Origin of the sequence: Alteromonas sp. DY56-G5, assembly GCF_041414725.1 — a bacterium.
Taxonomy (GTDB): Bacteria; Pseudomonadota; Gammaproteobacteria; order Enterobacterales; family Alteromonadaceae; genus Alteromonas; species Alteromonas macleodii.
This window is the reverse complement of sequence record NZ_JANHZQ010000027.1, coordinates 56,087-67,787: the sequence shown is the minus strand read 5'-3', so window position 1 is coordinate 67,787 and position 11,701 is coordinate 56,087. Positions and strand designations below refer to the sequence as shown.

12 protein-coding genes are annotated in these 11,701 nt (G+C 43.5%); 5 read left to right on the top strand and 7 right to left on the bottom strand.

Features of this window, described 5'->3' with window-relative positions; all coding sequences use genetic code 11:
• The first annotated feature begins 411 nt into the window (after positions 1 to 411).
• The 3 genes from recN to tmpT all read left to right on the top strand — a co-directional run bounded on the left by recN (position 412) and on the right by tmpT (position 3,336).
• Positions 412 to 2,097, top strand: coding sequence for a DNA repair protein RecN (gene recN / locus NO989_RS13925; RefSeq protein ID WP_371342751.1), 1,686 nt, complete (start codon positions 412 to 414; stop codon positions 2,095 to 2,097).
• A gap of 124 nt (positions 2,098 to 2,221) precedes the next feature.
• Positions 2,222 to 2,578 carry an outer membrane protein assembly factor BamE gene (locus NO989_RS13920; RefSeq protein WP_012517879.1) on the top strand — a complete coding sequence of 119 codons (357 nt, stop codon included), beginning with the start codon at positions 2,222 to 2,224 and terminating at the stop codon, positions 2,576 to 2,578.
• Positions 2,579 to 2,682: 104 nt separating this feature from the next.
• Positions 2,683 to 3,336, top strand: coding sequence for a thiopurine S-methyltransferase (gene tmpT, locus NO989_RS13915; protein ID WP_156086168.1), 654 nt, complete (start codon positions 2,683 to 2,685; stop codon positions 3,334 to 3,336).
• Positions 3,337 to 3,469: 133 nt separating this feature from the next.
• Here tmpT and NO989_RS13910 read toward each other — a convergent pair whose 3' ends face one another.
• Together NO989_RS13910 and NO989_RS13905 are read right to left on the bottom strand one after the other, a co-directional pair.
• The gene (locus NO989_RS13910; protein WP_156086167.1) at positions 3,470 to 4,756 is read right to left on the bottom strand and encodes a DUF445 domain-containing protein; all 1,287 of its coding nucleotides are present in this window, start codon (positions 4,754 to 4,756) and stop codon (positions 3,470 to 3,472) included.
• Between the two features lie 12 nt (positions 4,757 to 4,768).
• Positions 4,769 to 5,263 (bottom strand): arsenate reductase family protein, encoded by a 495-nt coding sequence (locus NO989_RS13905; RefSeq protein WP_156086166.1) that lies wholly within the window; start codon positions 5,261 to 5,263, stop codon positions 4,769 to 4,771.
• Positions 5,264 to 5,856: 593 nt separating this feature from the next.
• Here NO989_RS13905 and NO989_RS13900 point away from each other — a divergent pair.
• Both NO989_RS13900 and NO989_RS13895 read left to right on the top strand, forming a co-directional pair.
• Positions 5,857 to 6,528, top strand: a complete 672-nt coding sequence (locus NO989_RS13900; protein ID WP_061485349.1) for a hypothetical protein — start codon at positions 5,857 to 5,859, stop codon at positions 6,526 to 6,528.
• Between the two features lie 40 nt (positions 6,529 to 6,568).
• Positions 6,569 to 7,132: a sugar O-acetyltransferase gene (locus tag NO989_RS13895; protein WP_061485347.1), complete on the top strand. Its 564-nt coding sequence runs from the start codon at positions 6,569 to 6,571 to the stop codon at positions 7,130 to 7,132.
• Between the two features lie 225 nt (positions 7,133 to 7,357).
• Here NO989_RS13895 and dkgB read toward each other — a convergent pair whose 3' ends face one another.
• From dkgB to NO989_RS13870, 5 genes are all read right to left on the bottom strand, one after another.
• The gene (gene dkgB / locus NO989_RS13890) at positions 7,358 to 8,161 is read right to left on the bottom strand and encodes a 2,5-didehydrogluconate reductase DkgB (protein ID WP_061485345.1); all 804 of its coding nucleotides are present in this window, start codon (positions 8,159 to 8,161) and stop codon (positions 7,358 to 7,360) included.
• 215 nt (positions 8,162 to 8,376) lie between these two features.
• On the bottom strand, positions 8,377 to 9,273 hold the full coding sequence (rluB, locus tag NO989_RS13885) for a 23S rRNA pseudouridine(2605) synthase RluB (RefSeq protein WP_061485342.1): 897 nt from the start codon (positions 9,271 to 9,273) through the stop codon (positions 8,377 to 8,379).
• Between the two features lie 40 nt (positions 9,274 to 9,313).
• The gene (scpB, locus tag NO989_RS13880) at positions 9,314 to 9,907 is read right to left on the bottom strand and encodes an SMC-Scp complex subunit ScpB (protein WP_061485340.1); all 594 of its coding nucleotides are present in this window, start codon (positions 9,905 to 9,907) and stop codon (positions 9,314 to 9,316) included.
• Complete coding sequence (locus NO989_RS13875) at positions 9,894 to 10,757, bottom strand: ScpA family protein (protein ID WP_156086165.1); 864 nt, start codon at positions 10,755 to 10,757, stop codon at positions 9,894 to 9,896. The genes scpB and NO989_RS13875 overlap by 14 nt, the downstream gene beginning before the upstream one ends.
• Before the next feature lie 194 nt (positions 10,758 to 10,951).
• Positions 10,952 to 11,572, bottom strand: a complete 621-nt coding sequence (locus tag NO989_RS13870) for an L-threonylcarbamoyladenylate synthase (protein WP_014948946.1) — start codon at positions 11,570 to 11,572, stop codon at positions 10,952 to 10,954.
• Between the last annotated feature and the right edge of the window lie 129 nt (positions 11,573 to 11,701).

Sequence of the window (11,701 nt, the reverse complement as noted above, 5' to 3'; positions counted from 1 at the left end):
ATATCGCGATCGCAGCCTTCGGCTGCTAGAAAAAATAAACCCCTCCGAAAAAAGAGGGGTTTATCATCAATCTGAAGGAGAGCTTACGCTCTCCTTTTTGCTATCAGGTTCTCTACTGCGTTGTGGAATTGTTTACCGCTTGCTTTTGAGTTATTCAGCTACTTAGCATTGAGCTAATTTACTACTGTATAACCACTGTAACGAACGCATCTAGCGCAGCCTATTATTAATGGGTTACTCATAACCACTCCTTTTTAAAAGCTCTATAAACTATTGATTTATTTAAACTTTTAACAATCCACTTTAATTTTTAAGTAAAATATTTACGACTTAACTTTACACAGAAAAAATACTGTATATATTATCAGTTACTGTATATATCATCATGTTCAACTTTTTTCGAGTGTGGTTATGTTAGCGCATCTTTCTATTTCAAATTTTGCTGTTGTAAAACAATTATCGGTTCAACTGGAAAACGGGTTGACTGCTATAACCGGCGAAACCGGTGCTGGTAAATCCATCGCCATTGATGCTTTAAGTTTGTGCTTAGGCGAGCGCGCCGACGCAAATGCGGTGCGAAAAGGTAGTGCAAAAGCGGAGATCATTGCTCACTTTTCTTTAGACGGCAATGTATTAGCTAAAGCCTTCCTCGATGAACATGAGCTCACCTCAGATGAAGATGAGAATAGCTGCTTTATTCGCAGAGTTATTTCAAAGGAAGGCCGTTCAAAAGCTTTTATCAACGGTATTCCCGCTTCACTTCAGCAGTTAAAACGCTTAGGCCAGTTTTTGTTGGCCATTCACGGTCAAAATACTCACCTACAGTTGCTGAAAGAAGACCATCAAAGGGAATTAGTCGATGGTTACGCTAAGCACAACGACATATTAGTGCAGGTTAGAGAAACCTACTCTCTTTGGCGTGATAAGCAGCGCACGTTAAAGGCGCTTCAAGAACAAGCCCAGCAGCGCGAAGACAGAATTCAGCTGTTAACTTATCAGGTTCAAGAACTTGATGAATTCGCCATTGAAGAGGGTGAATTTGAAGAGTTAGAAATAGAGCACAAACGCCTGAGTAACGGGCAAAGCCTTTTAGAGCAAGCACAGACTAGCGTATACAATTTATATGAAAGCGATGAAGGCAACGCACTGTCAGTTATACAAAGCAGTATTGAACGTTTAGGCGAATTAGAGGCGCACGACGCTAGTTTAACGCCAATCATTGCAATGCTTAATGATGCAGCAATTCAAGTAGAAGAAGCGGCAGGAGAGCTACGTAGCTACTGCGATCACTTAGAGATCGATCCACTTCGCTTACAGCAAGTTGAGGCGCGCTATGCGAAGGCGATGGAACTTGCCCGTAAACATACTGTGATGCCAGAGGGACTTTATCAGCATCACCAAGAGCTAGCCGCCGAATTCAATGCTTTATCGGAACAGGAAACACTGTTAGGTACGCTTGAAGGCGAAGTAGAAGAAGCACGAGCAACGTATTTAACCGCGACCAAAGCGCTTTCTGAGAGCAGGCAACGTGCTGCTGGTAAGCTAAGCGAAGATATTGAAGTGCAAATTCGCCAAATGAATATGCCCCACGCAAAAGTGGATATTCAGATTCAATACGACGAACTTAAGAAGCCGGTGAGCACAGGTCTAGATACCGTAGAAATTAAAGTGTCTACCAACCCTGGTCAAGATGCAGACAAATTAGAAAAAGTCGTATCAGGTGGTGAACTTTCTCGTATAGGACTGGCTATTCAGGTTATCTCAAGCGGCCATCACGCTACCCCTACTATGATTTTCGATGAAGTCGATACGGGCATTAGCGGCCCAACAGCATCAATCGTTGGCGGGCTTTTACGTAAATTAGGTAAACAATCGCAAGTAATGTGTGTTACCCATCTACCTCAAGTAGCGGCACAGGCACATAATCAATTGTTTGTTACCAAGCTTACCGACGGGGAAAGTACTGAAACCCAGATGTTGGCGCTGACGAAGCAAGACAGGATCGATGAGCTTGCAAGACTATTAGCCGGTGATAAAGTAACCAAATCGGCGCTAGCGAATGCAAAAGAACTGCTTAAAAGCGCAGCATCGAACTAAAATGCAGTTGATTGGTCATAGTTGTCAATGTAGCATGCCTTCGCGCTTGCAATAAAACAGTCTCGAAATTCGCTTTAGCGAAGTTCATTGACACTAACAAAGGCAATACTGGACAAATTAACGCATGAAGTTGCAACACCTATTAGTAATTCTTGGTATCACACTTACATCAACCGCTTGCTCGAACTGGATTTATCGAATCGACGTTCCTCAAGGAAACTTCCTTGATCAAAGAGATGTGGAAAAGCTGCGTGTTGGAATGACAAAAGAACAGGTTATTTATGTACTAGGTAACCCTGTTGTTCAAGACTCATTCGACGATGACACTTGGTACTACGTTTACGATATGAAGCGCGGTATGAAAAAGCGTGGTGAAGATTTTCAAAAGCAAATGGTGATTAACTTTGTAGACAACAAAGTGACAACGGTTGAAGGTGACTTCGAGTTATCTGAAGACTTCAATACACCGCTTGATAACTAATTTTGTGTAAAAGGTAGCGTTTCTCGCTACCTTTTTTGTTTCTAATACCCTTCATAAAAACGCCTGTTTTTTAGAGATATATCGCTTACCTACTTGAGGTTTATATGGAACATAGTTTTTGGCACAGTAAATGGCAAAAGAACGAGATTGGATTTCACGAACCTGAAGGGAATGCACTTTTAGTAAAGTATGCGTCTTTTCTGTTTGGCGACGATAGTCCTAGCACATCTTTAAAGCGCATTTTTGTACCACTATGTGGAAAGACCTGTGATATTGGTTGGTTACTCTCCAAGGGTTGTGAAGTGGTTGGTGCTGAGCTAAGCGAAGTGGCTATTATACAGCTGTTTGAAGAGCTAGGTGTAGAGCCTACCGTTACCACTACTTCCAACGGTAAAATTTACGCTAAAGACGGTTTAACCATTTACGTAGGTGATATCTTTAAACTCACATCAAGCGACTTAGGTGACGTTACAGGCATTTACGATAGAGCAGCTTTAGTCGCGCTGCCTAGCCCGCTTCGCGAGCAATATGCTGCGCATTTAATGGCCATTACTCAATGCGCCCCCCAGCTAATCATCTCTTTCGAGTATGACCAGAATGAAATGGCCGGCCCTCCCTTTAGCGTAAACGAAAAAACCGTTGACGCTCTTTATTCAGTGGACTACAACATTCAAAGGTTAGAGCGCTCGGTGCTTGAAGGCGGTTTGAAAGGCAAAGTAGACGCTGATAATTTGGTATTTGCACTAACGGCGAAGTAGACTTTTTTAAGATTTGTTGCCAATACAAAGCGTTGAAATGGTTGCTTAATGGTTTGCGTTTTAGCGCTGATTACTAGAGACACTTAAGCTATTCATACCCACACCTGCTAATGCGACTTGCTTAAATAAATGGCTAGAGGCCAAGCAGTGCCTCTATGCCAAACAATATTGCACCTATCAACCCGCCTACGATCGTGCCGTTTATGCGAACTTTCTGAAGATCGCGACCAATATTCAACTCCACCTGCTCAGCCATTTCACGTTCATCCCAACTATTGATAGTGTCGCGTATGTGACGGGTTAGAAATTCAGCCAACTCAGGCGCCATATATTTAGCCGCTTCTCCAATGTGCTTATTAAATGCTTTTGCTAACTCACTGTCTTGCGTTAACGTAGTACCTAAATCGTTTAAAAGGCTCGACACCTTTGTTTCTGCTTTACCATTTTGCTGCTCAAGAGACGTTAAGAGCCATTGATGAAACTTGGCCCATGATTGCTGAACATACGCGTTTAACGCTGGGTCATTAACAATTTTTTCCCGATAGCTGTTTACCTTTTTCTCCATTAACGGGCTGTGCTGTAGTTCGTAGAGGAATTCGTGTACTTGCTCATCAAATGCATGGCGAATGGGGTGATGCTCATCTTCGTATACATCTTCCAAAATACTTGAAACCGCTTTAACAGCTATGAGTGCCCCCTGCTCGCTTAGCCAACTAGACGGCAATAGCTTTTCAATACGACTGTATTCGGTTTTTAGCCAGACTACTAACGTATCTGCTATGTAGATTTGGGTTTCTGGCTCTGCAAGCAGTGAGGCCAATTTCCCTAACACCCTATCAAGCACTACCTGATGCTGGCGCTCTTTCGTGACGGCGCTTAACGAGGTTGCCATCAATTGCCTAAGATCAAGTTGTTTAATGCCCTTCTGTGCGGTTTTAGCGATAAACGCTTTCACAGGTTTGTCATCGAGCACACGCAGAACGCCTGCAAAAGCATCGCATAGAAAGCGACTTAAACGGGTAGCGTTTCTATCTTGTGACAACCACCTTCCCGCACCCTTAGCAGGGTCGCTGTCCCGAATTAGCTTCTCTATTGCTTCAGGATGAAAGAACTTTTCCTTAACGAACAATGACAGGTTATTAGCAATAACAGACTTGTTACTAGCCACGATATTGGTGTGCGGAATGGGGTACTTCGCTGGAATTGGCTTAAATAATGCCGTCACTGCAAACCAGTCAGCTAGACCACCGATGAGCGCCGCTTCACTGGCCATCTTAATAAGCCCCAACCACCATGCTCCTTGCAAGCTTGGATAAAACTTGGGAAGTAAAACCGTTAAAACAAATACACTTGCGGCAAAAATCAAACAGGCCAATGCAAGCCTTTTAGCCTTATTCAATTGCGTGTACTTGTCCTGCATAAACTACTCCGTTTAAATTACTCGTTTACCATCTTGGTCTATAAGTGGTGTGCCGTCTTCTTTAGCAAAAGGGCCTGGTGGCCATACAGGCAAAATATCCAGTACAGCTTCACTTGGCCGGCATAATTTCACTGTTTCTTTCGCGTTATCAGAATAGGAATTACCTTCAACTCTCCCAAGAGGTAAAGAAACTGCTTTTTCGTTTTCAATTTTGGGAATGCAAACAATAGGCCTATTCACTAAAACGGGATGTTCCAGCATCAATTCAAAGATGATTTCGTTACTCACTGTTTCTTCAAGTAACCCTAATTCAGCAGCAGGCGACTTTGTTGTGCGAAGCGCTTGTCGAGGGTTAAGGTTAGCTGCATTCAATAAATAAGTTAGTTGTTCACGTTCCCACCCAACACGTAAATACTCAATAACCTGCACCTCATACCCAGCGGCATTGATCACCGCCAGTACATTCCTAGACGTGCCGCACTCTGGGTTGTGATAAATCTTTATCATCGCCACCTAACCTCACTAAAAAGTAAAAACCACATATACCAACATACTATTAAAATTCGAGTAAAATTCGAGGACAGACACTCACATAGGCTAAAACCTTGCCTGTACTCGTTGGACACACACTCAAATTGCTACCTGTACTTCTTGGACACACACTTAAAAAACAGTTTATGGCCAAATACAATTCGAGGACGGACACTCACATAGGCTAAAACCTTACCTGTACTCGTTGGACACACACTCAAAAAAGCAGCTTGTAACCAAACAGATGTATTCACATTAAGTGTCTGTCCATTTCTTTAAATAATTTCTTCAAGCGAGTGTCTGTCCCCTTCTGAGCTTAGGGCCATGTGGTACAGAATGGTCAAATTCGCCATCCGGTGACAGATGAAACTATAAAATTAGTCATTACACCATTGAACCAGTCTACCCCTCTTCGACATATCAAACTAACCTTTTGATTTAAAATGTTTTTTAAGAGTGGCATGATACGTGATATGTATTTTATAAATGCACAACAAAATTTGTGTTTGATATCAATACCGTCAAAGCGTGTTATTAAGTATTTATAAAACAATCAAGGATATAAGAATATGAAAAAGTCTATTATTGCTAGTGCAGCGATGTTGCTTTCAGCCTCTTTGCTAACTGGCTGCGTTATCCATGTTGGCGACGCTAGTGCATTAGAAGGCAGCGATTTCAGTTCTATTCTAGGCAACATTGACATAGCTGAAGGGAAGCACGCTGGCGATATTTCTTCTGTTAATGGCAATGTGGAAATTAGCGATCATGGTGGCGCGGATGAAGTCAGCATCGTTAACGGAAATCTTGAAATGGGTAGCCATGTGTCTGTCCGAAATATCGACATTGTAAATGGCGATGTAAGTGCAGCTTCACACCTCAATGTGCTTAAGGGTGTAGAGACCGTGAATGGAAATGTTACGCTTCCTACGCAAAGTGCAATTGGCGGTAGCGTTGAAACAGTGAATGGAGACATAACAGCCGTTGATACAACCATTGAAAAACACATCAAAACACTCAATGGCGATATTACTTTGTCTGGCTCTTCTCACGTTTTAGGCGATATCGTATATAAGGAAAGTGAAAGCGCTTGGGGCAAGAAATCAGACAACAAACCTACCCTATCGATTAGTGCATCGGTTACTGTAAACGGCAGCATTGTTTTGCACCGCCCTGTTAACCTAGACATTGAAAGCGATGAACTAAAACAAAAAGTCATTGTAAGCTACGGCAGTGCACAGTAACGTATTGGCTTAATCATTTAAGCTTACCTACTGGAAATGCATGACTGAACAAGAAAAGATGCTTGCTGGCGATTTATACTTTCCGTCAGACAAAACATTATCGGCATTGCGCAAGCAATGCCGTATGCAATTAGACGAGCTCAACACAACTTGTCAAAGTGACCACAAAAAGCGTACAAGACTACTAAAAGGGCTGTTTGGTAGTACTGGAAAAAGGCTTTACATCGAGTCTTCATTCAAATGTGATTACGGCGAAAATATTCACGTAGGCGAAAATTTTTTCGCTAACTTCAATTGTGTGATTTTAGATGCAGCGAAGGTCACGATAGGTGATAACTGCATGATTGCGCCTCAAGTCGGCTTGTACACCGCTACGCATCCATTAGATCCTGTACAAAGGGCAACCGGCATCGAGTTCGCCAAGCCCATTACTATTGGCGATAATTGCTGGATTGGTGGTATGGCGGTCATAAACCCTGGCGTAACGTTGGGAGACAATGTGGTTGTGGCCTCTGGCGCGGTGGTAACTAAGTCTTTTGGCGACAATGTGGTCATAGGTGGTAACCCTGCCAAAGTCATCAAAGAAATAGAGCAAGCCGAATAGAGCATGTGATGTTTTCGGTATCACATGCCTTAAAAAAACACCTTTACACGAGTCCATACCAAGTCACATCTATCGATTTAATCTGAACCGATAATTCAAAGACTCTTCAAGGGCCGCCATCAGTACCTCAAAGGCGGCCCCAAAGTTTAGCCTAGTAAACAGAGCTAGGTAAAATTAAACGCTATCCCCGTTAGTAGTCTAAAGACAAACGTGCTTTATTAATCGTTAATCCCAGTCTGGAGCAAAATCTGGGCTTACAATTCGGTCACCGTTATCTAGATCATCAATAAGCTCGAGCTCTGAATCAGTGAGATGTACACCACCGTAAGCTAAATTCTCCGCCAAATGTACTTTACTGGTTGATGAAGGAATGGCGTAAATGTGGCGTTTCTCCATCCACGCCAGAACAGCTTGCGCCGGCGTCGCATCGTGGTTTTGCGCTATTCGCAATAAAGTTTCGTCCTTCATTACTTTTCCTACCGCAAATGGCATATATGCGGTCGCTTTTATGCCTTTTTCCTTACACGCTTCAACAACTTTCTTATTTTGCATGAAAGGATGGATTTCAATTTGGTTAGTGTAAATCTCGCCTTTACCAAGAATCTTTTCGGCCTTATCTAACAAATCAATAGTGAAATTAGACACCCCAATATGACGAGTAAGCCCAAGCTCTTTCGCCTTGGCAAGATTGCCTAAGTAACTTTCTAGTGAAATATCATTTCCTGGATATGGCCAATGGATAAGAAGCAAATCAACATATTCTAGCTTCAGCTTTTCTAAGCTTTCGTGAACGCTTGGTATAAAGTGATCGTCTCCCAAAGATTCATACCACACCTTGGTGGTGACAAACAGTTCGCTTCTATCAAGGCCGCTGGTTTTTATTGCATCGCCAACTTGTGCTTCGTTGCCATAAAATTGTGCGGTGTCAATGTGTCGGAAACCAACCTCTAGTGCTTTACTGACTGATTCACGGGCCTCGTCACCTTTCAATCGAAACGTTCCCATTCCTAACTGAGGCATATCTTTCATTACTCTCTCCTTTTCCGTGTGACATTTGCTACTTGATGTAGCAGATTCATACGTTCCTACGCCATCGTTTGAAAAGAAGATCGCAATGCGCTAATTGATTAGTAGCATTAAGTTACCCACTCTGATTGTTAGTAGGTTTGTGTTTTATGCTGGCATAAAAAAAGCCGCTAGCATTTGCTCGCGGCCTTGAGTATTCAAATAGATATAGTTGGATATTACTTACGTTTAGCGGGGCGCCCAGCTCGTTTATTCAAACCTTGTTGCTTACGCACTTTATGCTTTTTAACCGAGCGACGCATGCGACTTAAACGCGCGTGGTCAAGTTTACCCTGGCGTACATTAACCATAGTTTGCGTTTCATCCGGCAGTTGAACATGGGTACGAAGGGCGTTCACGTCTTCTAATCCTAGTTCTACCCACGCACCTTGCGGTAAACGCTTTTGCAGTTCGATTGGACCATATTTAACACGGATCAAACGGCTTACCTGCACGCCTTGCGACTCCCAAAGACGACGTACTTCGCGGTTACGCCCTTCTTTCAACGTTACATTGTACCAACGGTTCATGCTTTCTTCTTCAGCATGCTGCGGCGTAGGCGCACCTGAAATTGTCAGGAATTTTGCTTCGCCGTCTTCCAGCTCTACCCCTTTTTGCAGGGTATGAAGCGTTTTTCCAGTAACTTCGCCGAACACACGCACGGCATATTCGCGCTCTACTTCACATTTTGGGTGCATTAGGCGGTTAGCCAATTCACCATCGTTGGTGAATAACAGTAGACCACTGGTGTTCATGTCTAGACGACCAACCGTGATCCAACGTCCTAATCGAATAGCGGGAAGACGGTCAAATACCGTATCGCGCCCTTCAGGGTCGTGACGGCTACACAATTCACCTTCAGGCTTGTTGTACATCAACACACGGCAGACAGGCTGTTCTGTTTGACGAGATAACAAATGACCATCCACACGAATCTGTGCAGTATGATCGACTCTATCTCCTAATGTCGCTTTTGTACCATTAACCGATACTCGGCCTTCTTCAATCCAACGTTCCATTTCTCGTCGCGAGCCTAGCCCTTGGTTAGCTAGCACTTTTTGCAACTTTTCAGTCATGGTTTTTCACTCTTTAATTGCTTGTTTACGGTCGCACGGTCTATTCAGACGGTGCCTCATTTAACACCTTAAGCGGCGAGTCTGATGCAACGCTTTCTGCCATATTTTCAAAAGCGTCGGCATTGGGCAAATCGCTCAACGACGTCATCGAAAAATAGTCTAAGAAACCTTTGGTAGTTGCGTAAAGCGCTGGTCGCCCAGGCACTTCTTTGTGGCCCACTACCTTTACCCAGTCTCGTTCTGTGAGTGTCTTTATAATATTACTGCTTACCGCCACGCCCCTTACCTGCTCTATTTCTCCGCGGGTTATAGGTTGCCGATAAGCAATGAGTGCCAAGGTTTCGAGCATTGCTCTAGAATACTTTGGCGCATTTTCCTGCCACAATTTGCTTAACCACGGGCTTAACGCATCTAACGATTGAAAGCGATAGCCACTTGCTACTTCCACCAGTTGAATGCCTCTTGGCTGATAATCTAACTTTAGCTCGTTAAGCACCTTACTCAAGGTTCTATCAGCGACGGTAAACTCATTGAGTACCGTTTCTTTTAAATGCTGCTTTGAAATAGGTTTATCAGCAACAAATATTGCTGCCTCAACCAATTGTTTAAGCTGCGCCGTGTTAATTTTCTTCATGGGCACCTAATTTTACATGAATTTTTGCATAAGGACCTGCCTGAATGCATAAAATTAGCTGTTCTTTTACTAATTCTAAAATTGCTAAGAAGCAAACCACTACGCCAGCTTTACCTTCTTCAACCGTAAATAGGCGTTCAAGTGGCGTATATTCTGTTGTTGTGAGTAAAGACAAGATGAGCGACATGCGCTCTCGCGTGCTCAGTGCTTCCCGTGCAATGGTATGGTGTTCAAACGCTTCAGCGCGCTTCATGGCCGCACTGAACGCCAATACAATTTCAGCTAAAGACACATCGGGCTCAATACGAATTGGCGCCACATTCTCACTTAGTTCAACGTGAGTGGTGAAAATATCCCGTTCAAGTCTAGGCTGAATATCTAAATCTTCTGCCGCTTGCTTTACTAGCTCGTATTCTTTTAATCGGCGAATAAGCTCTGCGCGAGGGTCTTCTTCTTCGTCGGAATCGTCACTGCGTTTAGGCAGTAGAAGTCTGGACTTAATTTCTGCCAATATGGCTGCCATCAGCAAGTACTCTGCCGCCAGCTCTAATTTTAGCGACATCATGGCATCCACATATTCCATATACTGTTTGGTAACATCAGCGATGGGCAATGTAGTGATATCAAACTTTTGCTTTCTTATAAGATAAAGCAGTAAGTCGAGCGGCCCTTCAAAGGTTTCTAATATGACCTCTAGGGCATCGGGGGGAATGAAGAGATCTTCAGGCTTTTCAATTAGCGCTTCGCCATTAATAAACGCAAGTGGCAACGGTTGCTGAACAGGTGTCGAAAGCCCCTGCTCAACAGGAGCCTTATTATCATTGTTATTTTCTTCAACAAGCTCTGACACAGTTCCACAACCGTTTTTACGCGCTAACAAAGCGGCGATTATTGATATTATTATTTACGCGTTCATAAAAGGGCCTGATGTGCGTTGCTGTACATCAACGCTCACCAGGCCCCAGAAATTTAGCTTATAGCTTCCTACAATAACTTTCACCTGCAACTAGCAAAACAAGCTATTTAAAACCAGCCTAACGAAAGTTACTCAAAGGGAGACGGATCGCCCGTGCCATGCCGCACAATGACTGGCGTGTCTTCCGACAAATCAACCACGGTAGTGGGCTGCTCTCCAATGTAACCACCGTGAATAATAAGCCCTACTTGCTTTTCTAAGTTGTCGCGAATGACATCTGGGTCTGATTCAGCCATGGTGTTACCTGGCAGAATCAAAGACGTAGACATCAATGGTTCGCCCAGCTCTTCCAATAATGCAAGTGCAATGGCGTTATCGGGCACGCGAATTCCAATGGTTTTACGTTTAGGGTTTTGCAAACGCTTTGGTACTTCGCGGGTCGCTTTCAACACGAAGGTGTAACGCCCTGGTGTGTTGTTCTTAATTTGCCTGAACGCCGTGTTGTCTACCTTTGCGTAAATTGATAGCTCAGACATGTCTCGACACATTAAGGTAAAGTTGTGATCTTTATCGATTTGACGAATACGACACAACTGCTCAAGCGCCTTTTTGTCTTCCATTTGGCAACCTATGGCGTAGCCTGAGTCTGTCGGATACACCACCACTGCCCCCTCTCGAATTAACTCACAAGCCTGACTAATTAGGCGCTTTTGCGGGTTGTCGGGGTGCACATAGAAAAATTGACTCATAATTACTTCCTTTTCTTAAACGCGCAGAACTATACTACTTTGCCAACGAGGTAAGTGTCTGTCCACTCGTAAAGCTTGCTGGTTAAGCTCGTTGGTAAAACTCGCTTTTAAGCTTTTTACCAACCAACT

What these genes read in the sequence shown, in the direction of transcription:
- NO989_RS13900 (WP_061485349.1), top strand. Translation starts at nt 5,857, where the DNA reads ATGAAAAAGTCTATTATTGCTAGTGCAGCGATGTTGCTTTCAGCCTCT.
- scpB (WP_061485340.1), bottom strand. Translation starts at nt 9,907, where the DNA reads ATGAAGAAAATTAACACGGCGCAGCTTAAACAATTGGTTGAGGCAGCA.
- NO989_RS13895 (WP_061485347.1), top strand. Translation starts at nt 6,569, where the DNA reads ATGACTGAACAAGAAAAGATGCTTGCTGGCGATTTATACTTTCCGTCA.
- NO989_RS13910 (WP_156086167.1), bottom strand. Translation starts at nt 4,756, where the DNA reads ATGCAGGACAAGTACACGCAATTGAATAAGGCTAAAAGGCTTGCATTG.
- NO989_RS13905 (WP_156086166.1), bottom strand. Translation starts at nt 5,263, where the DNA reads ATGATAAAGATTTATCACAACCCAGAGTGCGGCACGTCTAGGAATGTA.
- tmpT (WP_156086168.1), top strand. Translation starts at nt 2,683, where the DNA reads ATGGAACATAGTTTTTGGCACAGTAAATGGCAAAAGAACGAGATTGGA.
- NO989_RS13870 (WP_014948946.1), bottom strand. Translation starts at nt 11,572, where the DNA reads ATGAGTCAATTTTTCTATGTGCACCCCGACAACCCGCAAAAGCGCCTA.
- NO989_RS13920 (WP_012517879.1), top strand. Translation starts at nt 2,222, where the DNA reads ATGAAGTTGCAACACCTATTAGTAATTCTTGGTATCACACTTACATCA.
- dkgB (WP_061485345.1), bottom strand. Translation starts at nt 8,161, where the DNA reads ATGAAAGATATGCCTCAGTTAGGAATGGGAACGTTTCGATTGAAAGGT.
- rluB (WP_061485342.1), bottom strand. Translation starts at nt 9,273, where the DNA reads ATGACTGAAAAGTTGCAAAAAGTGCTAGCTAACCAAGGGCTAGGCTCG.
- recN (WP_371342751.1), top strand. Translation starts at nt 412, where the DNA reads ATGTTAGCGCATCTTTCTATTTCAAATTTTGCTGTTGTAAAACAATTA.